23 protein-coding genes are annotated in these 26148 nt (G+C 75.0%); 9 read left to right on the plus strand and 14 right to left on the minus strand.

All coding sequences use genetic code 11. The annotated features are described in order from the left end of the window. Positions 1–42 precede the first annotated feature (42 nt). A complete protein-coding gene (locus ACH4F6_RS20435) occupies positions 43–819 on the minus strand; it encodes an alpha/beta fold hydrolase (RefSeq protein ID WP_397961654.1) in 777 nt (258 codons plus the stop codon). A 330-nt stretch (positions 820–1149) separates the two neighbouring features. Between ACH4F6_RS20435 and ACH4F6_RS20440 the strand changes: the two genes are divergently transcribed. Next, positions 1150–2244 carry a chemotaxis protein gene (locus ACH4F6_RS20440; protein WP_397961655.1) on the plus strand — a complete coding sequence of 365 codons (1095 nt, stop codon included), beginning with the start codon at positions 1150–1152 and terminating at the stop codon, positions 2242–2244. Positions 2245–2316: 72 nt separating this feature from the next. After that, on the plus strand, positions 2317–3330 hold the full coding sequence (locus ACH4F6_RS20445) for a Gfo/Idh/MocA family oxidoreductase (protein ID WP_397961656.1): 1014 nt from the start codon (positions 2317–2319) through the stop codon (positions 3328–3330). A 40-nt stretch (positions 3331–3370) separates the two neighbouring features. Here ACH4F6_RS20445 and ACH4F6_RS20450 read toward each other — a convergent pair whose 3' ends face one another. After that, the gene (locus tag ACH4F6_RS20450) at positions 3371–3793 is read right to left on the minus strand and encodes an SsgA family sporulation/cell division regulator (protein ID WP_397961657.1); all 423 of its coding nucleotides are present in this window, start codon (positions 3791–3793) and stop codon (positions 3371–3373) included. A gap of 417 nt (positions 3794–4210) precedes the next feature. Here ACH4F6_RS20450 and ACH4F6_RS20455 point away from each other — a divergent pair, with 417 nt between their 5' ends. Continuing rightward, a complete protein-coding gene (locus ACH4F6_RS20455) occupies positions 4211–5617 on the plus strand; it encodes a PP2C family protein-serine/threonine phosphatase (RefSeq protein WP_397961658.1) in 1407 nt (468 codons plus the stop codon). Between the two features lie 45 nt (positions 5618–5662). On the opposite strand, the gene ACH4F6_RS20460 is transcribed toward ACH4F6_RS20455, so the two are convergent. Then, positions 5663–7162: a hypothetical protein gene (locus ACH4F6_RS20460; protein WP_397961659.1), complete on the minus strand. Its 1500-nt coding sequence runs from the start codon at positions 7160–7162 to the stop codon at positions 5663–5665. 232 nt (positions 7163–7394) lie between these two features. Here ACH4F6_RS20460 and ACH4F6_RS20465 point away from each other — a divergent pair, with 232 nt between their 5' ends. Continuing rightward, positions 7395–8525: an aminoglycoside phosphotransferase family protein gene (locus tag ACH4F6_RS20465; protein WP_397961660.1), complete on the plus strand. Its 1131-nt coding sequence runs from the start codon at positions 7395–7397 to the stop codon at positions 8523–8525. 401 nt (positions 8526–8926) lie between these two features. Continuing rightward, positions 8927–10891 (plus strand): N-acetylmuramoyl-L-alanine amidase, encoded by a 1965-nt coding sequence (locus ACH4F6_RS20470; RefSeq protein ID WP_397961661.1) that lies wholly within the window; start codon positions 8927–8929, stop codon positions 10889–10891. Between the two features lie 5 nt (positions 10892–10896). Here ACH4F6_RS20470 and ACH4F6_RS20475 read toward each other — a convergent pair whose 3' ends face one another. From ACH4F6_RS20475 to ACH4F6_RS20505, 7 genes are all read right to left on the minus strand, one after another. Next, positions 10897–11394: a hypothetical protein gene (locus ACH4F6_RS20475; protein WP_397961662.1), complete on the minus strand. Its 498-nt coding sequence runs from the start codon at positions 11392–11394 to the stop codon at positions 10897–10899. A gap of 167 nt (positions 11395–11561) precedes the next feature. After that, on the minus strand, positions 11562–12167 hold the full coding sequence (locus ACH4F6_RS20480) for a CGNR zinc finger domain-containing protein (RefSeq protein ID WP_397961663.1): 606 nt from the start codon (positions 12165–12167) through the stop codon (positions 11562–11564). 86 nt (positions 12168–12253) lie between these two features. Further along, positions 12254–13153 (minus strand): universal stress protein, encoded by a 900-nt coding sequence (locus ACH4F6_RS20485; protein WP_397961664.1) that lies wholly within the window; start codon positions 13151–13153, stop codon positions 12254–12256. 172 nt (positions 13154–13325) lie between these two features. Further along, the gene (locus ACH4F6_RS20490; RefSeq protein ID WP_397961665.1) at positions 13326–13568 is read right to left on the minus strand and encodes a DUF397 domain-containing protein; all 243 of its coding nucleotides are present in this window, start codon (positions 13566–13568) and stop codon (positions 13326–13328) included. Between the two features lie 320 nt (positions 13569–13888). Further along, positions 13889–15364, minus strand: a complete 1476-nt coding sequence (locus tag ACH4F6_RS20495; protein ID WP_397961666.1) for an esterase/lipase family protein — start codon at positions 15362–15364, stop codon at positions 13889–13891. Between the two features lie 78 nt (positions 15365–15442). Continuing rightward, on the minus strand, positions 15443–16318 hold the full coding sequence (locus ACH4F6_RS20500) for an alpha/beta fold hydrolase (protein ID WP_397961667.1): 876 nt from the start codon (positions 16316–16318) through the stop codon (positions 15443–15445). A 57-nt stretch (positions 16319–16375) separates the two neighbouring features. Further along, positions 16376–17869, minus strand: coding sequence for an acyl-CoA synthetase (locus tag ACH4F6_RS20505; protein WP_397961668.1), 1494 nt, complete (start codon positions 17867–17869; stop codon positions 16376–16378). A gap of 272 nt (positions 17870–18141) precedes the next feature. On the opposite strand from ACH4F6_RS20505, the gene ACH4F6_RS20510 reads away from it, so the two are divergent. Next, positions 18142–20562, plus strand: a complete 2421-nt coding sequence (locus ACH4F6_RS20510; protein WP_397961669.1) for a penicillin acylase family protein — start codon at positions 18142–18144, stop codon at positions 20560–20562. Between the two features lie 112 nt (positions 20563–20674). Here the strand turns inward: ACH4F6_RS20510 and ACH4F6_RS20515 are convergent, their stop codons facing one another. The 3 genes from ACH4F6_RS20515 to ACH4F6_RS20525 form a co-directional block, all read right to left on the minus strand. Further along, positions 20675–20866 carry a DUF2795 domain-containing protein gene (locus tag ACH4F6_RS20515; RefSeq protein WP_397961670.1) on the minus strand — a complete coding sequence of 64 codons (192 nt, stop codon included), beginning with the start codon at positions 20864–20866 and terminating at the stop codon, positions 20675–20677. A gap of 70 nt (positions 20867–20936) precedes the next feature. Further along, positions 20937–22535: a phytoene desaturase family protein gene (locus tag ACH4F6_RS20520; RefSeq protein WP_397961671.1), complete on the minus strand. Its 1599-nt coding sequence runs from the start codon at positions 22533–22535 to the stop codon at positions 20937–20939. A 108-nt stretch (positions 22536–22643) separates the two neighbouring features. Next, entirely contained in the window at positions 22644–23546 is a 903-nt protein-coding gene (locus tag ACH4F6_RS20525; RefSeq protein ID WP_397961673.1) for a universal stress protein, read from the minus strand. Between the two features lie 197 nt (positions 23547–23743). On the opposite strand from ACH4F6_RS20525, the gene ACH4F6_RS20530 reads away from it, so the two are divergent. Next, positions 23744–24472 carry a CBS domain-containing protein gene (locus ACH4F6_RS20530; protein WP_397961674.1) on the plus strand — a complete coding sequence of 243 codons (729 nt, stop codon included), beginning with the start codon at positions 23744–23746 and terminating at the stop codon, positions 24470–24472. 254 nt (positions 24473–24726) lie between these two features. On the opposite strand, the gene ACH4F6_RS20535 is transcribed toward ACH4F6_RS20530, so the two are convergent. After that, complete coding sequence (locus tag ACH4F6_RS20535) at positions 24727–25101, minus strand: ferredoxin (protein ID WP_397961675.1); 375 nt, start codon at positions 25099–25101, stop codon at positions 24727–24729. 146 nt (positions 25102–25247) lie between these two features. Between ACH4F6_RS20535 and ACH4F6_RS20540 the strand changes: the two genes are divergently transcribed. Both ACH4F6_RS20540 and ACH4F6_RS20545 read left to right on the plus strand, forming a co-directional pair. Beyond that, positions 25248–25613, plus strand: a complete 366-nt coding sequence (locus tag ACH4F6_RS20540) for a DUF6479 family protein (protein WP_397961676.1) — start codon at positions 25248–25250, stop codon at positions 25611–25613. Positions 25614–25660: 47 nt separating this feature from the next. Continuing rightward, complete coding sequence (locus tag ACH4F6_RS20545) at positions 25661–26014, plus strand: hypothetical protein (protein WP_397961677.1); 354 nt, start codon at positions 25661–25663, stop codon at positions 26012–26014. Positions 26015–26148: the final 134 nt, after the last annotated feature.

The raw sequence follows: 26148 nt of genomic DNA on the forward strand, positions 1-26148 counted from the left end.
GACGGCGGGGACGGGTCAGGCGGGGCGCCCGGCGGGGACGGGTCAGGCGGGGGTCACGAAGGCGTCGATCGCGGCCGTCAGCTCGGCCGGCTTCTCCACGGGCAGCTCGTGGCCCGCGTCGAGGATGCGGACGGTGGCGTCCGGATAGGCCTTGGCCATCCGCAGCATCTGCCGCACCGGCAGCTGGATGTCGTGGTAGCCGTGGATCATCAGGGTGGGTGTGCGGATCTCCCCCGCCCGGTCCAGGACGTCGAACGCGCGCATGGCGCCGTACAGTGTCATGACCACCTCGCGGGGGGTGTCCGCGGAGGACTTCACGTAGGCGCGGATCTCGTCGCGCGGGTAGCCGGGGGCGAAGGCGCGCTGGATGTTCGTGGCGACGAACAGCTTGTAGGGGACGAGGGTGGAGGCGGCCATCAGCAGGCCCCTGCCCCGGCTGTAGGTCATCCGGCCGATGGAGTTCACCAGCACCATGCGCTCGACGCGCTCGGGGTGGGCGAGGGCGATGGTCTGCGCGATCATCCCGCCCATCGAGTGGCCGACCAGGACGAACCGCTCGGCCTCCAGGTGGTCGAGGAGGGCGAGGACGTCGTCCGCCAGCTCCCGGATCGTCTTCACGCCCGCCCCGCCGCTCTCGCCGTGCCCGCGCAGGTCGAGCCGGATCACCCGGCGCGTCCGGGAGAAGTGCGCCACCTGGTGGTCCCAGCGGTGCCGGTTCGCCGTCCAGCCGTGGACGAACACCAGGGGCGCCCCGCCGCCGTCGCGCGGGCCCTCGTCGTCGTACGCCAGGGTCGCGCCGTCGACTGCGAACTGCGGCATGGGTGCCTCCTGCGGTGCCGTCCGGTTACTGCCGCGTACGGTAACCGGACGGCGGGGCCGCCGTCACCCGTCGTCCGCCGGGGGAATCGAGGACCCGTCCGAAGAGGGCGGGCGCTGCGCCGCGCCGGGGAAGGCGTCCGGGCAGTCGTGCGGCCCGGGAACTCGGCGCAGCGGGCGTCGGGCCGGGACCGCCGGCGGGCGGCGTCCCGACGAGTTCACCGGTGCGGACTTCCTCCCGGCGGACTCACGCCACGACCGGATCACCCTAGCCGGAAAGAGGCTGATTCGCCCCCGAATGCCCGGTACGCGAATCAGCCCTATCGTGCTGCTATGGAGCACGCACTCAGCCCCGCGACCCTCTCCGAACTGCGCCGTCCGCGCCCCTATCCCGCGGTGTCCGTGCTGACCCCGACGCACCGCCGCGAACCCGGCAACACCCAGGACCGGGTGCGCCTGCGCAACGCCGTGACGGAGGCCAAGAAGCAACTGGAGAACGACCCGTCGGTCACCCGGGAGCGGCGCGTCGACGTCGCCCGGCAGCTCGACCGCGCCCTGTCCGAGGTCGACCTGACGCACACCGAGGACGGCCTGGTGATCTTCGCCGCGCCGGGCGAGCACCAGGTGTGGTCCCTGGCCCGGTCCGTGCCCGAACGCGTCGTCCTGTCGGACACCTTCCTCACCCGCAACCTGGTCTCCGCCCAGGCCGCCGAGCGCCCGTTCTGGGTGCTGTCGGTCTCGGCCGACCGCGTCACCCTGTGGAACGGCGGCGGCGACCGGGTCGTCGAGGCGCACACCGGCGGCTTCCCGATGGTCAGGAGCCCGATGCACTTCGACGCCGAGCGGATGGAGCGCGTCGGCAACCCGCCGAGCACCTTCCGCGACGAGGGCACCCGCCACTTCCTGCGCGACGCCGACACCGCCCTGGCCCGGCTGCTGCGCCAGGACCCGCGGCCGCTGTACGTGACCGGCCAGCCGGCCGCGCTCTCCCTCCTGGACGAGTTCGGCGGTGTCGCCCGCGGCGCGGTGCACGTCCCGCACGGCGGCCTCGCCCACGGCTCCGCCGACGCCGTGTGGCAGGCCGTGGGCCCGCTGCACGACGCGCAGACCCGCCACGACGCCGCGGCCGTGACCCGGGAACTGGAGTCGGCCCGCGGCCACCGGACCTTCGCCGCCGGTGTCGACGAGGTCTGGCGCAACGCCTGCGAGGGCCGGGTCAGGCTGCTGGCGGTGGAGGAGAACTACCGCGTCACGGTCCGCGACGACGGCGCCCACCTGACCCCGGCGGCGAGCGGCGACCTGGACGCCCGCGAGGACATCGTCGACGAGATCGTCGAACAGTGCCTGGACAAGGGCGCCGACGTGCGCTTCCTCCCCGACGGCGCCCTGGGCGACGTGGACGGCATCGCGGGGGTGCTCCGCTACTGAGTCGGCCCTGCCCGGCGTTCCGGCCGGCGGCGTACGCTACGGCGTGATCACCGGCCGGGAGGGAGAGGGCACGTGGGTGACCTGCTGGGCGTGGCGGTGCTGGGTGCCGGACACATGGGAGCCGACCACGTACGACGCCTCGATCGCGTGGTGAGCGGCGCCAGGGTCGCCGCCGTGGCCGACCCCGACGCCGCCCGCGCCGAGAAGGCGGCGGCCGGAATCGAGGGGGTCTCGCTCCACACGGAGGCGGAGGCCGCGCTGGACGCCCCGGGCGTCGGTGCCGTGCTGATCGCCTCGCCCGGCCCCGCCCACGAGGAGGCGCTGCTCGCGGCCTTCGCCCGCGGTCTGCCGGTGTTCTGCGAGAAGCCCATGGTGCCGGACTCCGCCGGCGCCCTGCGCGTCCTGGAGACGGAGGCGCGCCGGGGCCGGCGGCTGGCCCAGATCGGCTTCATGCGCCGCTACGACACCGGGTACCGCGGGCTCAAGGCCCTGCTGGACGACGGGCGGCTGGGGCGGCCGCTGATGCTGCACTGCACCCACCGCAACGTCTCCTCGCCGCCCGGCTTCACCAGCGCCATGCTGATCGACAGCTCCGTCTCGCACGAGATCGACGCGGCCCGCTGGCTGCTGGGCCAGGAGCTGACCGCGGTCACCGTGCTGCGGCCGCGCCCCTCCGCCGGCGCCCCGGACGGCCTCCTCGACCCGCAGTTCGTGCTCTTCGAGACCGACGGCGGCGCCCTGGTCGACGTGGAGGTCTTCGTCAACTGCGGCTTCGGCTACCAGGTGCGCTGCGAGGCCGTGGGCGAGGCGGGCAGCGCGCGCGTCGGCGACGACCACGGCGTGCTCGTCACCGCGCACGGCTCGGCCGGCACGGACGTGCCCCGGGACTACCTGGTCCGGTTCGCCGACGCCTACGACCGCGAGGTGCAGGCATGGGTCGACGCCACCCGCCGGGGCGTGGTCACCGGCCCGAGCGCCTGGGACGGCTACGCGGCCTCCGCCGTCGCCGAGGCCGGGGTCCGCGCCCTGGAGAGCGGCGCCCGCGTGACCGTCGACCTCGCCCCGCGCCCGGACCTGTACCGCTGACGGCGAGGACGCCGCGCCCCGGACCCCGCCGGGGAGCGCGTCAGACGTTGCCGAGGAGGGCGTCCAGTCCCCGCTCCAGCTCGGCGCCGACGTCCTCCCGCCCCGCCGGGACGACGGCGTGGCTCCGCAGCAGGAACCGGCGCAGGGCGGCCGTGTCGAACCGGAGCAGCGCCAGCCCGAGCGGCGAGTGGAGCTCCATGACCGTACGGGTCCGGCCGCACGGCCAGATCTGCACGTCGCCGTCGCCCGCCGGCCCGCGCAGCCCCTCCTCCAGCAGCGCACGGCCGAAGGTCCAGGTGACGGCCTCACCCTCGAGACACGCCTCGGGCGGGAAGTCGAGGTGCACGGCCAGCGGGTCGCGGGACGAGTAGCGGAGCACGGCGGGCACCGGCAGCTCCTGCTCCTGGGACGCGACCAGCTGGGCGCGGGCGGGCTGTTCGACGGTGACGTGGGCGAGGTCCATGCGCGGTCTCCGCAGCGGTGAGAGGTCGGCCGTTTCGGCGTGCTGGTTGTAGGACCTCGCGGAGGCCGATCGCATTACGCGAAAGCGGTCCGAATCGATGTGAGCTGCGTCACGAACGCAGTGGCCGCCCCGCCGAGCCCCCAGATCATGGAACACACGACCCTCGAACACCCGGGCGGACCCCGTGGAGCCATGCCGCGAACCATTCAAGTGGCGTAGTTCGCCTACGACTTGGCCGCGAAACGGCCTACACCCTCCACCTCGCCCGACGCCACCGTGAAGACTGTGGCATATGCCGGACGCATCACCGGATCGTGTGTTGCCAAATCCCTTACACGCGGTCGCGGGCTGTGCAACAGTCGTAACGGCCCTTCCGTCAGCCCCGGCCCGTCCCGTCCCCCCGCATCGGAGTGCGTCATGCCGTCCCATCTGTCTGCGGACCGCCCCGCCGCCCAGCCGCCAGGACGTGGCCCGGTCGACGCGCTGATCACGCAGACACGACGACTCAAGGGCGAGGTGGACGCCGTACGACGGGACGCCCAGGGCGACGGAACGGACCCGCGGGAACGCTGGCAGCGGGCCCTCTGCGACCTGGCGCTGCATCAGCTGAACGACCTCCACGCGCACTTGGCGGAACTGCGGGACGGCCCGCCCGTACCGGAGACGGCGCCCGCCCGGCCCGCCTCCCGGCACGAGGCGCTGCTCAGCCGGGTCGGCAGCGCGGAATGGAACCTCCTGACCGACGAGGCCGTCTGGTCCACGGAGCTGTACCGGCTCCTCGGCCGCGACCCGTCCGCCCCCGCGCTCACCCTCGACGAACTGCCCTCGCTGGTCCTCGAGGAGGACCGCCCCCGGCTCACCGCGATGGTCACCGACTGTCTCGTCGACGCCCGTCCCATCGACGGCGAGTTCCGGATCGTCCGACCGGACGGCGCGGTCCGGACCGTGCACATGATGGGCGAGCCCGTGCTCGGCGCCGACGGCAGCACCGCCACGATGTGGGCCGTGCTGCGCGACGTGAGCGAACTGCGCCGCAGTCAGCGGGCGGTGCGCGAGACCCGTGACTCGCTGCACCGCCGGCGCCCGCCGGCCCGGACCGGGCACCGGCTCGCGGTCGAGCCGGGGGAAGCCGCACGGCCCGCCTGGTCCGGTTCCCTGCGGCTCCCGCGGCAGGGCCCCCGCCGTCTCGACATCGACGCGCACCACCTGCCCGCCCGCACCGGCTCCCTGATCGGCGGCGGCTGGTACGACGCGCTCGAACTCCCGGACGGCGACACGCTGTTGAGCGTCGGCGACCTCACCGGGCACGGGCCGGCCGTCGCGTCCACCACGGCGATGACGCTGGGCGCCCTGCGCGGCATGGCGATGGCGGGCACCCGGCCCGCCCAACTGATGGCCTGGCTCAACCAGTTACTGGACACCGGCGCCCAGCCGGCCCTGGCCGGCGCCGTCTGCTGCCGCTACCGCCCCCGGACCCGCACCCTGACATGGGCGCAGGCCGGGCACCCCGCCCCGGTGCTCTTCCGCGACGGGACGGGGCGCCGGCTCGGCGCACCGGACGGCGTCCTCCTCGGCGCCACCCCGGGCGCCGCCTACCGACAGGCCGAGGAGACCCTCCAGGAGGGCGACCTCCTGCTGCTGCACACCACCGGGCTGGCGCCCTCCGGCGGCGAACCCGTCGACGCGGCCGTCCTGCTGGACCTGGCCCCGCGCTTCGAGCCGGCGCACACCGCGCAGGAGTGCCTGCGGACGGTCGTGGAGGAACTCGGCGCGAGCGAACGCGAGGACGACGCCTGCGTCCTCGTGGCCCGGGTGACGCCGTGACGGACCGCTACCGCGTCCACGCCTGAGCGGTGACGGGTACCGCACCTACGCCTGAGCGGTGTTGCCGCCCCGCCCTCCCCTCGCCTTCGGCAGCGCCTCCCGGATCTCCTCGCGCAGCTCGCTGATCCTCGGGTAGTCGGCGTACTCCGCGGTGAGCCGGTACATCTGGCGCAGCCGGTCCCAGGTGCGGCGGGAGGAGTTCGACCCCATCGCCATCAGGGCCAGCCGGGCGTAGCGGTCCGCCTGTTCGGGGTCGTTCGCGATGAAGCACGCCGACGCCATGGACAGGTGGTCGAAGATCTTCGACCGCTCCCGTCCGTCGACCCGCAGCGCGAGCGCCTTCTGCGCGTAGTACTGGGCGTGCGCGGCCGCCCCGGGCTCGAACTCGGCCAGCGTGCGGTAGGCCAGGGCCTGCATGCCGTACAGGTCCTCGTCCTTGAAGGTCTGCATCCAGGCCGGCGGCCGCACGTCGCCCTTGTCGGAGACGAACAGGTCCTCCGCCCGGCCCAGGGTGCGGCGCATGGCCTGGCCCTTGCCCATCGACGCCTGCGCCCAGGCCTCGACGGTGTGGAACATCGCCCTGGTGCGCGGCAGCACCTCGTCGCCGGAACCGGACTGGGCGAGCTTCATCAGGTCGAGGGCCTCGTCGGGCCGGCCCAGGTGGACCATCTGACGGGCCGCCCGGGACAGCGCCTCACCGGCCCGCGGCCGGTCACCGCCCTCTCGCGCGGCGTGCGCGGCGATGACGAAGTACTTCTGGGCCGTGGGTTCCAGGCCGACGTCGTGCGACATCCAGCCGGCGAGGACGGCGAGGTTGGCGGCGACGCCCCACAGGCGCCGCTGGAGATGAGGGGGGTGGCGGTAGGCGAGCATGCCGCCCACCTCGTTGAGCTGGCCCACCACGGCCTTGCGCTGGAGCCCGCCGCCCCGGGCCGCGTCCCAGGCCCGGAACACCTCGACCGAGCGTTCCAGTTCGTCGACCTCCTCCGCCCCCACGGGGGCGGCCTCGTAACGGTCGAGCCCGGCGGAGTCGGCGTGCAGGAGGGGATGGCCGGCGACGGGGGCGTCGCCGGAGAGAGTGGGGTCGGTGTGCAGCCATTCGTACATGGCACTGCTGAGTGCTGGTCCCGCGGCGAGCACGGCACCCGCGCCCACCAAGCCGCGTCGGTTGAGCATGAGGTCCATTCCCGTGAATTCGGTGAGGACCGCGGCGGTCCGTTCGGGCGCCCACGGCACGCCGTCGGGATGTTCCGCGCTCCCGCCGTGTGGCCGTCTCCCCGCACGCCCGTGCCGCACCAGACCTAGGTCCTCGATGGTCACGACACGGCCGAGACGCTCGGTGAACAGAGCCGCCAGCACCCGCGGCACCGGATCGCGCGGGATCTCTCCCGTGTCGATCCACCGCCGCACCCGGGAGGTGTCCGTCGCCAGCTGGGGGTGGCCCATGGCCGCCGCCTGCCGGTTGACCAGCCTCGCGAGTTCGCCCTTGGACCAGCCGGCCAGGCCGAACAGGTCCGCGAGCCGGGTGTTGGGTTGTCCGCTCACGTAAGCCCCCAGGTTCTCGGCTGAGTTGACAGTAGCCGGGCGAAAGTTGCCGGGCGACTATTCGCCAGGGTTTCGCCAGGGTCCGCCAGATGGTGTGCCACCGGCCCACGGGTGTCAGGTAGGAACGCGCCACCCCGACCCGGTCGCCGAGGGACATTCCCCAGGGTGCACCCGGGAGGCCGGGCCGGGCGGCGCTTTGTCCTCAAGGCACACGAAGGGATCTGTCCCGCCCATGTACGCAGCATCGTCCTCCGTGTCCGCCCCGCCCCGGTCGCTGCACTCCCGCCCGGGCGGCGGCGGCCCCTACCTCGCCCCCGCGCGGCCGGCGGCCCCCGTGCTCGGCGCGGGCGGCGCCCGCCGTCCCGCGGGGCTCGGCACGCAACCGCTCAGCGGGAGACTCGACCTGTCCGGCCCCCAGGGCGCGCAGCTGCGCGCGGCGATCGCGTCGGTGCACCGCATCTGCCCGGAGTTCGCGCCGGTGCAGGTGCTCCGCCGCAGCGGCCGCTCCGTGCTCCTGGTCGGCACGACGGGACGCAGCACGGCCGTCGCGAAGTGTCTGCTGGACCACTCCCCCGTGTGGGCGGAGCGGATCAGGCACGAGATAGCCGCATACCGCACGTTCGTCCGGCACCGCCCCCCGGTACGGGTGCCGAGGCTGATCGCGGCGGACCCGGACAACTGCGCGCTCGTCGTCGAACGGATGCCGGGACGGGTCGCGGCCCTCCAGCGGCACCCGGTGGAGCCCCCGCCGCGCGCGGACATCAGGGCGGCGCTCGGCGCGGTCTGCCGGCTCAACGCCTGGCGGCCGCCGGCGGGCACGTTCGACGCGCCGCTGGACTACGCGGCGCGGATCTCCCGGTACCACGAGCTGGGTCTGCTCACCGACCGGGACCTGGGGGACCTGCAGAAGCTGCTGCACGGCATCGCGGCGGCCGCGGGCCGCCAGGGCATGGGCCAGTTCTGCCACGGCGACGCCCTCCTGTCGAACATCCTCGTGTCACCGGCCGGTCCAGTGCTGGTGGACTGGGAGCACGCGGGGTGGTACCTGCCGGGGTACGACCTGGCGACGCTGTGGTCGGTGCTGGGGGACGCACCGGTGGCGCGCCGTCAGATCAGCCAGATCGCCCAGTCGGCGGGCCCGGCCTCGCGCGACGCGTTCCTGGTGAACCTGATGCTGGTGCTGACCCGGGAGATCCGCACCTACGAGACGGCCGTGCAGCGTTCGATGCACGACACGGCCCCGACGGCGGCCCATCCGGGTGCCGCGCCGTCCGGCGAGGAGCAGCGGCTGCTGCTGCGGCGGCTGCACGACGACTGCCAGATGGCCCGCCGGGCCGTGCGGGCGGCGGTCGGCACCCGCTGAGGGGAGAGGGGTCCGCGGTGCGCCAGAGCGGCGGCGCACCGCGGACCCCCGTGCGTCCGGCACCGATCCGTCCGCCGCGCGCGTGACGTCCACGCCCGTGGGTCCCACGCCCGTGACCCGCACGCGCGTGACCTCCGTTCGTACGGCCCCCCGCCCCCGGGACCCCGTTCGTACGACCTCCATTCGTATGATCGTCCGCACGGTGGTGCACTCGTCCCTTGGCGTACGCCACTGACGCCCCGCAGGTCGGGACGCCGCCGCCGCGAAACTCGCCGAACCCCTGTTGACGTGGGAAATTCCCCTGCTGTGCGCATGATTGACGGACCGTCGGCAAGCCGGTACCACTGCCTCACGCCCGGCCCCGCACGCCCCGCTCCGCACGCTCGTCCCAGGAGGCCGCCTTGCGAGGAACCGTCACCCGCCCCGGACCACTCCCCGGCTCCGCACGCACCCGCAGAGCCGTCGGCGCCCTGGCGTCGACGGCTCTGCTCCTCCCCCTGCTGGGCGCGACGTCCGACCCGGGCCCGCCCGGCGACGGCGCGAGGGGACTCCAGCAGGCGTTCGCCGCCGCGGCCGAGCGGTACCACGTGCCCCAGAGCGTGCTGCTCGGCGTCTCCTACCTCCAGTCCCGCTGGGACTCGCACGACGGCGCGCCCAGCGTGACCGGCGGCTACGGCCCGATGCACCTCACCGACGCCCGCACCGCCCTCACCCCGGCCCCGCACCACAGCGCGGGCGCGGAGGACCCCCGCGGCGACGGCGCCCGCGGGCCCCTGCACCCCCGCAAGGCGCTCCCCGACGACGCCGAGATCCCCGCCCGTCTGAAGACGCTCGTGCGGGCGGCCGAGCTGACCGGCATGAGCCCGGAGAAGCTGCGCACGGACCCCGCGGCCAACGTGGCCGGCGGCGCCGCCCTGCTCGCCGCTGCCCAGCGCGACCTGAACGCACCGCTGAGCCCCGATCCGGCGGACTGGTACGGCGCCGTGGCGCACTTCTCGGGCGCCGACGACAGGACCACCGGCGCCACCTACGCCAACGACGTGTACGACGTGCTCCGCGTCGGCGCGCAGCGCACCACGGACTCCGGGCAGCGGGTCGTCCTGCCCGCGCAGCCGGGGCTGGTGCCGGACGTCGCGCAACTGCGGCGCACCGGTCTGCGCACGGCCTCGGCCGCGGGCACCGAGTGCCCGGCGACCGTGTCCTGCGAGTGGATCCCGGCGCCCTACGAGCAGTTCGGCGACGGCGACTACGGCAACCACGACCTGGGCGAGCGCCCGGCGTCGCAGTCCGTCGAGTACATCGTCGTCCACGACACCGAGGGCGGCTGGGAGGGCGTCATCAACCTGGTCCAGGACCCGGCCTACGTGTCCTGGAACTACTCGCTGCGCTCCACCGACGGCCACGTCGCGCAGCACGTGAAGGCGAAGGACGTGGCCTGGCACGCGGGCAACTGGTACGTCAACGCCAAGTCGATCGGGCTGGAGCACGAGGGCTTCCTGGCCTTCCCGGACTCCTGGTACACGGAGGCGATGTACCGGTCGTCGGCGCGCCTGGTGACGTACCTGGCCGCGAAGTACGGCATCCCCCTGGACCGGCAGCACATCCTGGGCCACGACAACGTGCCCGGCCCGACGACGGCGACCGTCCCGGGCATGCACACGGACCCGGGCCCGTACTGGGACTGGCGGCACTACTTCGAGCTGCTGGGCCGCCCCTTCCAGGCCACGGCCGGCAAGGCGGGTTCCCTGGTGACGATCCTGCCGGACTACCGGGCCAACCAGCCGGTGTACACGGGCTGCGTCACCAAGGGCGAGCCGTGCGCGGCGCACGGGTCCGGTGAGGTGCGGCTGTACGCGGACCACTCGGAGACCTCGCCCCTGATCAAGGACATCGGTCTGGGCACCACGCCGTCCACCGGGGTGAACGACCTCTCGTCACGGGTGTCCACGGGGCAGCAGTACGCGGTCGCCGACCGGTGGGGCGACTGGACGGCGATCTGGTACCTGGGGCAGAAGGCCTGGTTCCGCAACCCGGCGAAGCAGCCGGCGGCGGTGCCCGCGACCGGCCTGGTGGTCACCCCGAAGGACGGCGTGGACAGCGTCCCGCTCTACGGGCGGGCCTACCCGGAGGCGTCGGCGTATCCGGCGGGGGTCCCCGCGCAGCCGGTCTCACCGCTGCCGTACCGGCTGCCGAAGGGCCAGAGGTACGTGGTCGGTGACACGGTGCCGGGCGAGTACTACTACGCGGTCACCTTCACCACCGACGCACACCGGGTGGTGGTCGGCAAGGACCTGTACTACGAGATCCAGTACGGGCACCGCGTGGCGTTCGTCCGGGCCGCGGACGTACGCGTGTCGGCCGTCTGAACCGGTCAGCCCTGCTGGAAAAGCTCCGCCGGGAGCGGCTTCAGCAGGGCGTACAGGTCGTCCGTGATCGGGCGGTCCCAGGCGGCGATGGTCACCAGGACGTTGTCGCTGCGGTCGAACTGCACGCAGGAGATCCGGCTCTCGGAGAGCTTGAGGCGGCGCACGATCAGCAGGTTGTCGCCCTGCATGACCGGCATGTCCTCGGTGCCGACGACGGTGACCTCCTCGTCGTTCTCCAGCGCGAGCAGCAGCTGGGCGACCTCGAAGGGCACCTGGCCCTCCTCGACCTCACGGGCCGGGGAGCCCTCGGGGAGGTTGCCGATGATCATCGCGGGGCCGCGGCCGCCGAAGAGGTCGTAGCGCAGGAAGACGCCCTGGCAGGTGCCGTCGGGGGCGGGCAGCAGGCCGGCGCCGAGATTGCCGGGCCAGTCGCCCGGGTCCATGGCCAGGACGTCGAAGTCGGGCCCGGCGGGGGTGGCGCTGCGGCGGCGGAGGAACGACATGCGGCCATGGTACGGGGTGCCGTGCGACGGCGCGGCCGAGGGAGCCGAGGGGGGCGGGCCGGGGTCGCCGTACGGATGACGGCGGTCGTGCGGTGCCGGTCGCGGGTCCGCCGCGGGGCGCGCGGGGACACCGCCCCGCGTCCTCGATCCGGACCGGGCCGGTGCCGTCAGGCCGTCGTCCTCCTGTGCCGTTCGTGGTGGCGCGCCACCCTCGCCCGGTTGCCGCAGGACGGCTTGCACCACTCCTGGCGGGGGTGGTCCTTGAGGAAGTAGCGGACGCAGCGCGGGGCGTGGCAGGCGCGCAGCCGGCGCCGGTCGGGGCCGGCGAGGAAGGCGATCGCGGCCTGCGCGAGCACGGCCGCGAGGTCGCCGCCGCCGCCCGCCGCCCGCCGGCCGGCGACGGGACCGGCGGCCTCGGCGTCCCAGCACAGGACGGGGACGGTGGGGGTGCGCGCGGCGGCCGCGTTGAGGCGCTCCAGGGCTTCGGGGACGGGCGGCAGCCGGGCCGCGTCGGCGGGGCTCGGCGCGCCGGGGCGCACGGCCCGGGCGAAGAGGGCCCGCACGGCGGCGCGCAGCTCGCGGACGGCGGCGAGGGCGGGGGCGTCGGCGACGTACCCGGAGGCGTCCGGGAGGTCGTCGGCGTGGGCCCGGACCCAGGCGGCGAGGCCGGCGGGGTCGGCCAGGTCGTCGGCGACCCCGCCGTGGCCGTCGTGCCGGACGGTCAGGGCGAGGTCCAGGGCGAGGCGGGTGTCGGCGGGAGCTGCGTCCTGCATGTACTGATGATAGGACCGCCGGTGTCCGTTGATCCGCTCCCCCTTCCCCGCCGTCCCCTTCCGCGGCGCCGGTCCGGCCGTCCGCCTCACTCCTCCCCCGGCGCCGGGGGCACGACCGCCACCGGGCTCGCCGCGTGCAGCAGGACGGCGTGCGTGACGGAGCCCAGCATGCGGGCGGGGGCCAGGAGCCGGCGGCGGTGGCGGCCCACCACGACCAGGCCGGCGTCCTGGGAGGCCGTGACGAGGTGGCCGGCCGCGTCGCCGGGGGCCGGGTGCACCTCGGCGCGGACGCCGGGGTGGCGTTCCCGGTGCGGGGCGAGGAAGCCCTCGGCGAGGGTGCGCGTCTCGTGCTCGACGGCCCCCTGCTCCACGGCCGGCGCGATCAGCTCGCCCGGCCCGGCCCACGTCTGCACGGGCCACGGGTAGGCGGCGACCACCTGGAGGCGGGCGTCGCGCAGGGCCGCCTCGGTGAAGGCGAAGCCGAGGGCGGCGTCGTCGGGGGCGTCCGCCTTGAGGCCCACGACGACGCGCGGCCCCGGTTCCGGCCGCGGGCCGTCGACCTCGCGGCCGGGCCGGGGCACGACCACGACCGGGCACTCGGCGTCCCGCGCGGCGGTCAGGCCGTTGGAGCCGAGCAGCAGGCGGGCGAAGCCGCCGCGTCCCCGGGAGCCGAGGACGAGCAGCGCGGCCTCGGCCCCCAGTCCGGGGAGGAGGGCTCCCGCGGGGCCGTCCAGTCCGACGTACTCCACGTCCGGCGCCTGAGCGGTCCGCGCCAGCCGGGCGCGGGCCTCGGCGAGCACCGGGTCCTCCTCCGGCGGCGGGGGGACGACGAGGGGGGCGCCGGGCGGGCTCCAGGCGGCGTACTGGCGCACGTGCGCCACCCGCAGCGGCGCGGCGCGCCGGCGCGCCGCGTCCAGCGCCCAGTCGAGGGCGTGCCAGCTGTCGTCCGAACCGTCGACCGCCGCGACGACCGGCAGGGTGCTCATGGTCCTCACCTCCGGGATACGACCTGTGTCCTGCCGGGGCCGGCCCGGCTCAGACGTCGGCCCCGGCCGGGCCCCGTGGACCGCGTGTCCGGAAAACGGCGGATGACACCGCCGGTTCGGCTCGCCGCGGCCGTCCGGTGGGTCCCGGAGCCTCGCGGTGGGGACCGGACCGTCAGGTCAGGTCGAACTCCCCCTCCCGCGCGCCGGAGACGAAGGCTCCCCACTCGGCGGGCGTGAAGATCAGGGAAGGGCTCTCGGGGCGGCCGCTGTTGCGCATCGCGACGAACCCCTCGACGAAGGCGATCTGGACATCCCCCAGGCCCCTGCTGCTGGACTGCCAGTCGGCCTTGCTGAGGTCCAGCTCCGGCTTGTCCCAGCCCGCGAACGGCTGCTGCTGGATGGTGCTCTCGGCCACGTCCGTGCTCCTCCCGGTTCGTCGTCCGCGGCCAGCCTAGCGATCGGCCACGGACGCGGACAGAGCACATGAGAAGGACCTTTCGGGAGTCACGGGAACGTGCGCCCACGAGCCGCCCGGAGAGGAACCGGGAGCCGCCGCCGCGGGGCGCGCCCGGGGACCGGCGCGGCGGGGTGTGACGGGGCGTCATGGCGGACCACCGGCGGGCGCGGGAGGCGGCGGTGGCGGAGAGACCGGTGAGCGCCGCCGTTCCCGGGCGCGGCGGAGAGACCGGTGAGCGCCGCCGTTCCCGGGCGCGGCGGAGAGACCGGTGAGCACCGTCATTCCCAGGGCGTGGCGGTCAGCCGGATCGCGGCCCCGGGCCCGAGGATCGGGTGGACCGATTCCGGGAAGGGGATGTCGGCCTGCCAGACGCCCGGTCTCGGGTCCTCGTCGCCGACCGGGCGGCCGGGCGGCCGGTGCTCCCAGATGGCGCCGGGGATCTCCGAGTTCCAGGCGGCCCAGACGCCGGGGCCGCTCTCGTCCGTGCCCACGTCGACGACCAGGATGTCGGCGAAGTCCGCGGTCTGTTCGAGGTGGTCGGTGAAGCTGAGGACGCCGTCCCGTTCCCGCACCGCCAGGAACCCCACGTGCAGCGCGTAGCGGAGGGTGGTGCTGCCCGGGGGGCGGGGCGCGTCGCCGCGCAGGAACGTCGTCGCCAGGTGGACGGGGGCGTCGGAGGCCGCCCCGCCGTCCGGGGCCGGCAACTGGATCGGGCACCGGTGGGCGGCGAGCCGTTCGTGCGTCACGACGGGCAGCCCCCGCACCGACAGCCGGGTCTCCGCCTGCCACGAGGTCCGGCCGTCGCCGGCCGGCGGCCGGTGGCCGACGAGCCGGGCTTCGACCCTCCGGTCGCCGAACAGGAAGCGCCGCAGGTTCTGGTAGCCCTCCTCGGAGTTCACCAGTCCGTAGCGGCCGCTGTGACTGCGGTGCACGAACGCCTGGTGCGCTCCCGTCACCCGGGCGTTGTCGATGTGGACCAGCCCGTCGCTGCGCGCCCCCACGGCGTACGCGGACGCGCCGTGGGCGACGTCGTAGTCGCCGGGGTTCGTGCCCACCAGGCAGAAGACCCGGTCGGGCGGGAAGACGCCCTCGGGCATGACGCGCGCGCTCCAGCCCGGCGGCGGGTCCTGTTCCCGGGCGCCGGGGGTGAGGTAGGCGTACATGCGCCGGGGGCCGAAGACGTCGGCGCCCCGGAACCCGGTGAGGTCGCGCAGCCGCTCGGCGAGGCCGAAGCCCACGTCGAAGGTGATGCCTCCGTGCGGGGTGCCGTAGGTGAACAGCTTGTCGACGTGGTCGGCCGGGTCCTCGCCCCGCTCGGGGAAGACCTTCTGGATCAGGCAGCGGCACACGAGTCCGCCCATGGAGTGGGCCACGAGGTGCACCCGGGGCACGCCGCACCTCTCCTTGAGCGTCATGACGAGGCGGCGCAGGTCCGCGGCCGCGTCCTCCATCCGGAACGCCGTCGGTTCGGCGCTCCAGGTGTCGGCGCAGACGTCGTAGAAGCGGTGGACCCAGATGCTGTCGGGGGGCGTCCGCGCGTGGCTGCGCAGGTACGCCTCCTGGCTGCCCTCGACGAGGATGTGGTAGCCCTCGTCGAGGTGCAGCCGGAGCAGCGGGCTCTCGAACTGGTGGAAGCGGGGTGCGTCGTCCGGCCCGACCCGCACGTGCGTGGATCCCTCGTTGAACCCGTAGAACGGGTCCTGGACGGCCTTGTCGATCCCCGAGGTGTCGCCCGCGTATCCCCTGACGTACACGACGGGAAGTCTCGCCCTGTCCGGCATGGCCCCCTCCGCGGCTCGAACGGATGCGGAGAACTGCTGGTGGAGGCCTTTTCAGTCTAGGCGGGCGGGGCCGGGGCCGCGACCCGTCGCCCCGTCGAGGAAGCTGACGGTCCGTCCGGTGAACCACTCCGGGTCGTCCAGCCACGGGTAGTGCCCGGCCCCGGGCTGGACGGCGACCTCGGCGCACGGGAGGACACCGGCGGCCCACCGCGCCGCCTCGGGCCGCGGGGCGCCGTCCAGTTCCCCGGCGAGCACCAGGACCGGGGCGGGCAGGGAGCTCAGCGCGGCGCGCAGGGCGGGCGGGTCGAAGGCGGCCGGGTCGTGGAAGAGGCCGGCCGCCTCGTCGTTGCTCTCCTCCTCCGCGGCCGCCTCGTGGGCCCGGGCGGTGTCGTCCCACCTGCCGTGGAAGAACCTGGCGAGCCGGTTCCAGTCGGGGTCGTCCTCGCCGGCCAGCCAGGCCTCCAGCTCGGGCAGCGCGGTCGCGAACCACGGTTCGTGCGCGCGCAGCCGGGCCGCCGCGAGCCGTTCCTCGGCCGTGGGCGGCCGTCCCAGCGCCCGCGGGATGACGGTGACCAGCACGAGCCGGGCCACCCGGTCCGGGTGGCGCGCCGCATGGAGCAGCGCGAGGCTGCCGCCCGCCGAGTGGGCGAGCACGTCCATCCGTTCCAGCCCCAGATGGACGCGGAGCGCCTCGACGTCCTCGACCTGGCGGTCGCAGCGGTACGTGGCCGGATCGGCCGGCGCCGCGGAGTCGCCGGTGCCGCGCAGGTCGAGCAGGACGAGACGGCGGTGGGCGGCGAGACCGCCGAGGTCGCCCAGGTAGCGGGAGGCCCGCATGGGCCCGCCGGGCAGCACGACGAGGGGATCGCCCTCACCGCGGAGGTGATAGGCCAGCTCGGTTCCGTCGGGCGCTGTGAAGGTCGGCATGCCGGTGATCCTCTCCGCACCGCGCGGCCCCCGGCAACCGGCGTCCGTGGCCGGCCCTCAGGCGAACCGGTCCCTCAGCTCCCTCTTCAGGATCTTCCCGCTGGCGTTGCGCGGCAGTTCCTCCACGAAGAGCACCCGCTTCGGCGCCTTGAAGGCGGGGAGCTTCTCGCGGGCGTGGGCGATGAGTTCCTCCTCGGTGACCTCCGCGCGGGGGACGACGACCGCGGTGACCGCCTCGATCCACTTCTCGTCGGGCAGGCCGACGACGGCCGCCTCGGCGACCGCCTCGTGGGTGTAGAGGGCGTCCTCGACCTGGCGGGAGGCGACCAGGACACCGCCGGAGTTGATCGCGTCCTTCACCCGGTCGACGATGGTGAAGTAGCCGTCGGCGTCGCGCACGGCGAGGTCGCCGGAGCGGAACCAGCCGTCGCGGAAGGCCTCGGCGGTCTCCTCCGGCTTCTCCCAGTACCCCTCGCACAGTTGCGGGGAGCGGTAGACGATCTCCCCCGGGGTGCCGTCGGGGACGTCCTCGCCGTTCTCGTCGACGACCCGGGCGTCCACGAACAGGACCGTGCGGCCGCAGGAGTCCATGCGGCCCTCGTGCTCGTCGGGGGCCAGCACGGTGGCGAGCGGGCCGATCTCGCTCTGGCCGAAGCAGTTGTAGAAGGCGAGCCCCGGGAGGCGTTCGCGCAGGCGTTCCAGGACGGGGACCGGCATGATCGACGCCCCGTAGTACGCCTTGCGCAGCCCGCCGAGGTCGCGGGTGGCGAAGTCGGGACGGCCGGCCAGGCCGATCCAGACGGTGGGCGGGGCGAAGAGACTGTCCACCCGGCCCGCCTCGACGAGGTCGAGGAGCGTGTCGCCGTCCGGTGCGTCGAGGACGATGTTCGTGGCGCCGACGGCGAGGTACGGCAGCAGGAACACGTGCATCTGCGCCGAGTGGTACAGCGGCAGGGAGTGCGCGGGACGGTCGCCGGCGCTCAGGTCGAGGGCGGTGATCGCGCTCAGGTACTCGTGCACCAGGGCGCGGTGGGTCATCATCGCGCCCTTGGGCAGCGCCGTCGTCCCCGAGGTGTAGAGCAGTTGGACGAGGTCCTCGGAGCGCGGTTCCGGGCCGTCGTACGGCGGGGCCGAGGCGAGCAGGGAGAGGAGCGAGCCGTCGGCGTCGCGCAGGGGCAGCGTGCGCACGCCGCCGGGGAGGCGGTCCGCGAGGCCGGGGTCGGCGAGGACCAGGGTGCTGCCCGACTGGCCGACGACGTAGGCGAGGTCGTCGCCGGTGAGGTTCTGGTTGACGGGGACGTGCACCAGGCCCGCGCGGGCGCACGCGAGGAAGGCGATGACGTAGGCGTCCGAGTTGTGGCCGTAGGCGCCGACCCGGTCGCCGGGGGCGAGGCCCTGGGCGAGCAGGACGTTCGCCGCGCGGGAGACGGCCTCGTCGAGTTCCTCGTAGGTCCAGGTGCGGTCGCGGTACTCGACCGCGACGCGTGCCGGGGTGCGGCGGGCGCTGCGCCGCAGCACCCCGTCGACCGTACTGCCGTGTCCGGGCGTCATGACGCATGATCCTCGGACGGCGGCCGGGGCAGGTCAAGCCGAACGGGCCTGACGGCCCGTCAGTCCGTTCGGGCCGCCGCTCCGGTGCGGCCGCCGGAGCCCGACGGCCCGGCCGGCGGCGGCCGTTCGCCGGACCGCCGCTCCCACCCGGCGCCGGGCGGCGCGGGGAACCGGGTCCGGATCACGCGCGACCTTCAACTCACCCCTCTCACAAGCCACATACCCGCTGGTACGCTCGGCCGCTCCTTCCCCCGACGATGTTGGGAGGCACGATGCGCACCCGCGCGAGACGACTGGTCGTCGCCGCCGTCGCCCTGCTGACCGCCGCCACGGGCACGCTCCCGGCGACCGCGGCCGGACAGCAGGACCGGCGGTCCCACCAGGACCGCCCCTCCGCCGGCGGTCTGTCCGCCGTCATCCGCTACACCGAGTACGGCATTCCGCACATCCTCGCGAAGGACTACGCGGACCTGGGCTTCGGCACCGGGTGGGCGCAGGCCGCCGACCAGGTGTGCACGCTCGCCGACGGTTTCGTGACCGTGCGCGGTGAGCGCTCGCGGTTCTTCGGGGCCGACGCGGCGCCGGACTCCTCGCTCTCCTCGGCCGCCGGGAACCTCTCCAGCGACCTGTACTTCCGCGGGGTGCGCGAGGCGGGCACGGTGGAGGGCCTGCTCGCCCGGCCGGCGCCCGCGGGTCCGAGCCGCAGCGCCAAGGAGCTCATGCGGGGCTTCGCGGCCGGGTACAACGCCTGGCTGCGGCAGAACCGGATCACCGACCCCGCCTGCGCGGGAGCGGCCTGGGTGCGGCCGGTCACCACGCTCGACGTGGCCACGCGGGGCTACGCGCTCGCCGTCCTCGGCGGCCAGGGCCGGGCCGTCGACGGCGTCACCGCGGCCCGGCCGCCCGCCGCGCCCTCCGCCGGCACGGCCGCCCCGGCGGCGATCGACGCCGGGGCCACCGCCCGCGCCGCCGCCGGACTCCTCGCCGCCGACTCCGCCGACATGGGCTCCAACGCCGTCGCCTTCGGCGGCGGCACCACGGCGAACGGCCGCGGCCTGCTGCTCGGCAACCCGCACTACCCCTGGCAGGGCGGCCGACGCTTCTGGCAGTCGCAGCAGACCATTCCGGGCCGGCTGAACGTCGCGGGCGGCTCGCTGCTGGGCACCGCCACCGTGTCCATCGGCCACAACGCCCACGTCGCCTGGAGCCACACCGTCGCCACCGGCGTCCCCTTCAACCTGCACCAGCTCGCGCTCGACCCGGCCGACCCGACGGTGTACCTGGTGGACGGCCGGCCGGAGCGCATGAGCAAGCGGACCGTCACCGTCCCCGTGCGGGGCGGCGCGCCCGTCACCCGCACCCAGTGGTGGACCCGCTACGGCCCGGTCGTCACCTCCCTCGGCGCCACGCTGCCGCTGCCCTGGACGGCCACGACGGCGTACGCCCTCAACGACCCCAACGCCACCAACCTGCGCGCCTCCGACACCTCCCTCGGCTTCGGCACCGCCCGCAGCACGGCCGGCCTCCTCGCCTCCCTGCGCCGCACCCAGGGCCTGCCCTGGGTGAACACGATCGCCGCCGACTCCGGCGGGCACACCCTGTTCACGCAGTCGCAGGTGCTCCCCCGCATCACCGACGAGCTGGAGCGGCGCTGCTCCACCCCGCTCGGCAAGGTCACGTACCCCGCCTCCGGGGTGGCGGTCCTCGACGGCTCACGCGGCGACTGCGCCCTCGGCGCCGACCCCGACGCCGTCGAGCCGGGCATCTTCGGCCCCGCCGGGCTGCCCACCCTCCAGGACGCCCCGTACGCGGAGAACTCCAACGACAGCGCCTGGCTGGCCAACGCCGACCGGCCCCTGACGGGCTACGAGCGGATCTTCGGCACGATCGGCACCGCGCGCTCGCTGCGCACCCGGGGCGCGATCGAGGACGTGGCCGCGATGGCGCGGCGCGGCGGCCTGACCGTACGGGACCTGCAGCGGCAGCAGTTCGCCGACCGGGTGCCCGCCGCCGGCCTGGCCGCGGCGGACGCGGCGACGGCGTGCGCCGCGCTGCCGGGCGGAACCGCGACGGGCAGCGCCGGCGCCGCGGTCGACGTGCGCGAGGCCTGCCGGGTGCTGGCCGCGTGGGACGGCACGGCCGGCACCGGCAGCCGGGGGGCGCTGCTCTTCGACCGCTTCTGGCGCAGGATGCCCGCGGCCCGGCAGTGGAAGGTGCCCTTCTCGGCGGCCGATCCCGTCGGCACCCCGAACACGCTCGACACGGACGCGCCCGCCTTCACCACGGCCCTCGCGGACGCCGTCGCCGAACTGCGCGCCGCCGGCATCCCGCTCGACGCGCCGCTCGGCGACCACCAGTTCGTCGTGCGCAACGGCAAGCGCATCCCGGTCCCGGGCGGCACCGAGTCCCTCGGCGTCTGGAACAAGGTGGAAGCGGTGTGGAACCCGGCGGGCGGCGGCTACACGGAGGTGACGACCGGCTCCAGCTACGTGCAGGCCGTCGGCTGGGGCGGCGGCGGCTGCCCGGTGGCCCGGACCCTGCTGACGTACTCCCAGTCGTCGGACCCGCGCTCGCCCCACTTCAGCGACCAGACCCGGCTGTTCTCCGGGGAGAAGTGGGTCACCTCCCGGTTCTGCGAGAAGGACGTCCTGGCGTCGCCCGGGCTGCGGGTCGTACGGGTGCGGGAGCGCTGAGCCCGTCGCACCGGCCGCGCACGGCCCTCGCCGGAGGGTTCCCGCAGCCGGCGCGGTCCGGCCGGCCGGAGACGGTTCTCCGGCCGGCCGGGGGTGGCCGCGCTCGCGCCGGCTACTCGTCGAAGACGGCCTTCTGCACCTCGTTCGGCCCGTCGAAGCGGTCCTGCTTCAGGCCGTCGAGACGGCTGACGACCTTGTCGTCGGCCTTGTTCGCGCGGGCACGCTCCACGAGGTGCCGCCGGTCCGTCGGGTAGTCCATGCCGCTGAGGGCCTTCTGCAGGTCGATGGGGTTGAGGTCCGCCATGACAGCCTCCTGTCACGGATGCGGTGCTTCCGTCGTGCCGCGGTACCCCTCCCCGCCCGAGCCATGCGGCTCACCGGTCCGGCCGGGCTTCCCGCGCCTCCAGCACGGCCATCGCCGCGTTGTGCCCCGGCACCCCGCTGACCCCTCCGCCGCGCACCGCGCCGGCCCCGCACAGCAGGACGTTGGCGTGCCGGGTCTCCACGCCCCAGCGGCCGGCGCCCTCCTGGGCGTGCGGCCAGGAGAGGTCGCGGTGGAAGATGTTGCCGCCCGGCAGACCCAGGTCGCGCTCCAGGTCCAGCGGGGTCCTCGCCTCGATGCAGGGACGGCCGTCGGCGTCGGTGGCCAGGCAGTCGGCGAGGGGTTCGGCCAGGTGGGCGTCGAGCTGGGCGAGGGTCGCCCTCAGCAGTTCCTCGCGGACGGCGTCGTTGTCGCCCGCGAACAGCCGGGCCGGTGTGTGCAGGCCGAACAGGGTCAGCGTCTGGTGACCGCGCGCGGCCAGGTCCGGGCCCAGGATGCTCGGATCGGTCAGGGAGTGGCAGTAGATCTCCGAGGGCGGGGCGGCGGGCAGCTCGCCGGCGGCCGCCTGGGCGTGGGCGGCGGCCAACTGCTCGTAGCCCTCGGCGATGTGGAAGGTGCCGGCGAAGGCCTCGCGCGGGTCGACGGCGCCGTCGCGCAGCCGGGGCAGCCGTTTCAGCAGCATGTTCACCTTGAGCTGGGCGCCCTCGGCGGGGGCGGGCGGCTCGTCGCCGGTGAGGGCGGCCAGCGTCTGCGGGGAGGCGTTCACCAGGACGTGCCGGGCGGTCGCGACGCCCTCGCCGTCGGCGGTGCGGTAGGTGACCTCGGCGGTCCGGCCGTCCGTGGCGATCCGTACGGCCTCGTGGCCCGTGGCGAGGACGGCGCCCGCGCCCCGGGCGGCGGCGGCCAGGGCGTCGGTGAGCGCGCCCATGCCGCCCACGGGCACGTCCCAGGCGCCGGTGCCGCCGCCGATGACGTGGTAGAGGAAGCAGCGGTTCTGCTTCAGGGAGGCGTCGTGGGCGTCGGCGAAGGTGCCGATGAGGGCGTCCGTCAGGACCACGCCCCGCACCAGGTCGTCCGCGAAGTGCTCCTCGATCGCCATGCCGATCGGCTCCTCGAAGAGGGTCCGCCAGGCCTCCTCGTCGTCGACGCGGCGGCGCAGTTCCCCGCGGCTGGGCAGCGGCTCGGTGAGCGTCGGGAAGACGCGCCGGGCGACCCGCCCGGTCATGCCGTAGAAGCGCTGCCAGGACGCGTACTCGCGCTCGCCGCCCGTCAGCCGGGCGAACGCCTCCCGGGTGCGCTCCTCGCCCCCGCCCACGAGCAGCCCGGTGGGCCGGCCGCCGCGCTCCACGGGGGTGTACGACGACACGGTGCGGCCCTGGACGCGGAAGTCCAGGCCCAGGTCCCGCACGATCTTCCGCGGCAGCAGGCTGACCAGGTACGAGTAGCGCGACAGCCGGGCGTCCACGCCGGCGAACGGGCGGGTGGAGACGGCCGCGCCCCCGGTGTGGTCCAGCCGCTCCAGCACCAGCACGGACCGGCCGGCCCGGGCCAGGTAGGCGGCGGCGACCAGCCCGTTGTGGCCGCCGCCGACGACGACGGCGTCGTAGGCGCGGTGTCCCCGGGCCTCCTGGTGTCCCTCGTGTGCAGGCATGTTTCTTCGTAGCACGGGACGATCACGGCGGGCCAGGGCGCGGTGCGCGGTTCCGGCCGGTCGGCGGTGCGCCGCCCGGCGCCGGCCCGGCGCGGTCCGCGGGCCGCCCTACGCGTGGGGCACGACGGCCACGGGACAGCCGACGTGGTGGATCGCGGCGTGGGTGACGGGCCCGGTGCGGGGAACCACCGGGCGTTCGGCGAGGCGGTGTCCGACGACGAGGAGATCCGCTCCGGTCGAGGCCCGTACCAGCGCGGTCGTGGGCTTGTCCGCCACCGCGGTCGTGCGGACCTCCACGTCGGGGTACTTGTCGCGCCACGCCTGGAGCACCGCCTGGAGGAAGCCGAGCCACTCCTCGCCCTGCCGGGAGTCCCGCACCAGCCCGATGTCGCCGGACCCGAGTCCGACCGGACCGGCCGTCCGCCACGCGTACACGGCCCGCAGCCGCGCCCCCCGCAGGCGGGCCGCCTCGAAGGCGAACCCGATGACCTCGTCACAGGCGTCGTGGACGTCGACGGCGAGCACCACGTCCCCGTGCCCGGTCCGCACCGGCGCGCTTCCGTCACCGGCCGGCGGGTGTCCGTCCGCCGCCTCCCCGTCCGCCCGGACGAGGACGACGGGGCACGTGGCCCTCGCGACCACGCCGAGCGCGACGGACCCCGCGAGGAGTCCGGTGAACCCGCTCGGCCCGCGCGAGCCCAGGACCATCACGTCCGCGTCGCCGGCCGCTTCCAGCAGGGCGGGGACGACCGGGCCCTCCAGCTGCGCGTCGACGGCCCGGAGCCGGGGGCACTCGGCGCGGACGCGGTCCTCCGCCCGCCGCAGCGCGCGCCGGGCCGGCTGCCGCTGGGCGGCGTTCGCGGTCTCGTGCTCCGCCCGGCGGGGGTGCCAGGCCCAGGCGTGCACCAGACGCAGCGGTCGGTCCCGGCGTTCGGCCTCGCGGGCCGCCCACGCGGCGGCGGCGAGACTCTCGGCGGAACCGTCGACTCCGACGACAACCGGCGAAACCATCCCGGCACCTCCAGCCCTCGGTTCGTCATGTCCGGTACCAGCGTCACACCGTGATCCGAGCGACGGGAGAGGCTGCCCGGTCCCCCACGGGGGCCGTCCGGCCCTCTCCGGGGCCGCCGCCGCGGCCGCAAGCTGGAGCCGCACCCCCGGAGCGGGGGGTGGCGGCCACCGGCACCCGAGGAGAGCGAGGCTCAGCCATGAAGCCCACGAGGACAGGCGCCCTCATGGTCGACGAGGTCGTCACCGTGCGGAGCGACACGCCGTTCAAGGAGGTGGTGCGCCTGCTCGAGGAACACCGCGTCAGCGGGGTCCCGGTGATCGACGGGAACCGCAGGGTCCTCGGCGTGGTGTCCGAGTCCGACCTGGTGCCGCGTCAGACGCGCGTGCCGTGGTCCGCCGGCCTGCGGGCACGCTGCCGGCGCGCGCTCGGCGGCCGTGTCCGGCACGCCGCGGGCGGGGGCCGCGCCAGGACGGCCAGCGGGTTGATGTCGCGGCCCGCCGTCACGGTGACCGCCGACGCCACGGTGTCCGAGGCCGCCCGGCTCATGACGGAGCACGGCGTCGACCGGCTGCCCGTGGTGGACGGGGAGGAGCGGCTCGTCGGCATCGTCACGCGCCGGGACCTGCTCCAGGTCTTCCTGCGGTCCGACGACGAGATCCGGCGGGACGTCCGGCAGGAGGTCTTCCTCAACACGCTCTGGCTGTCCCCCCGCGTCGTCGGGATCACCGTGCACGACGGTGTGGTGACGCTCACCGGTCAGCTGGAACGGCGCAGTGAGATCACCGTGGCCGTCGGCCTGACACGACGGCTGGACGGCGTCGTGGACGTCGTCGATCACCTCTCCTGCCGCATCGACGACAAGCACCCGCAGCGCACCGGTCTGGTCGTGCACGGCGTGGCCGACGACTGGCTGCGCAGCCTCTGAACCCGGTGCAGCGGCAGGAACGCGACCGGCCCCGGGACACCGGCCACCGTCGGTGAGCCGACCGCCGTCGGCGACGGGACCGCCCGGCTCGACCGCGCGGGACCGTCGGTCGCGACCGTGCGGGGTCGTCCGGCGCGACCGTGCCGCGGGGCCGTCGGGCCCCACGGGTACGGCCGTCCCGCACCCGGCGCCGTCCGTCGCGGACGGCACCGGGTGCCGCGCGGGGTGGGCGCGGGGCCGCCGGCGGAGGTGCCTCAGGCGAGTGTGGCCATGAAGTCCGTGCAGGCCTGGGCGCACGCACGGCAGGCGGCCGCGCTCTCCTCCGCGCCCGGCTGCTTGTCGAAGACGTGCGCGCACTCCAGGCACACGGTCCGGCACCACTCCAGCTGGACCCGGATGCCGGCCTCGTCCGTCCGGCTCTCCTCGGACAGCACACGGCAGGTCGCGTCGCACACCTCCGCGCACATGATGCCCTTGCGCCGTACGAGTTCCTGAAGGTCCGCCCCGTCCGGATCCACGAGACTCGCGCGCGTCGCGCAGGCGCGAGCACACTCCGTGCACGCCTGGGCGCAGGCGAAGCGGTCCTCCAGGAACCGGAAGAGTTCCTGTTGGGATGTCGTCGAAGTCACACCCGGCGGGTTGCCGGGCCGGGCGGCGTCAAACACCGGCCGGTGGCGCCGTGGGTGCCTCGGGGGCCGTCCGCGACGGGTTCCGCACGGAGAGCAAGGAGCGCCATCGGGCGATTCGTGTCCGATTGCAGGGGTATTCACCCGATATGAGCACCGCAAGCATGCAGCTGGCCGCCCCGAGCGGCCTGATCAGCCTGTTCCTGTTCCTGGTCGGCGTCGTCCTCGTGGGTCTGCTGGCCGGCAGCTTCTGGCTGGGCGCGCGTGTCAAGCAGCGCGAGTCGCCGAGGCCGCGCCCCGAGGATCAACCGCACCTGCCGCCGGAGGGCGCGGTGCACGAGGTCCGTGAGAACCAGGAACCCGACGACGTGCCGCAGACGCCCAAGGGCAGCCGCCCGCTGACCCCGTACGAACTGACCAACATGCGGACGCGCGCGAGCACGAGCAAGACGCGGCCGCGCTGGGGCCGGGGCAGCAGCGGCTCGTTCGGCGGAGGCGGTCTGGGCGCCCACTGACCGGTGTCCTCCCGCGCCACCGCGACCTGCGAACGGAAGTGAGATCCATGGCCGAGCACGGCCGCAGCACCCTGCCCCTGCCCGACTACGACCACCTGCCCATCGGCGGACTGGAGAGTCGCGTACGGTCGCTCACCGCGGGGGAGGTGGAGGAGCTGCTCGCCTACGAACGGACCCATGCCGACCGGCTCCCGGTCACCGAGTTGCTGACGTCCCGCCTGGAACAGCTGGAGGCGGGCGCGGAGCCGACCACGGGCGACCCGGGAGCCCTGCGTCCGGAGCAGTCCCAGGGGCGGTCGGGCTCGCCGGTGTCGCCGGCGACCTCGCCGCAGCCCATGAGTCCGCCGCCGCACGGCACCCCCGACCAGCCGGGCAAGCCGAAGGGCGACCGGACGAGGTGACGGTGTCCGGCCGGGCGCGCGGCGTTCGCCGTCCGCGCGCCCGGCCGCCGTGAGAACGGGCCCGGGCCGCCGCCCGGGCCCCACGGTCCCCCGTGGCCCCGTCCGGCCCGCTCGCGCGTCGCGCAGGCCCCGCC

It is taken from the genome of Streptomyces sp. NPDC017936 (assembly GCF_044328485.1).
In the GTDB taxonomy this organism is placed as follows: Bacteria; Actinomycetota; Actinomycetes; order Streptomycetales; family Streptomycetaceae; genus Streptomyces.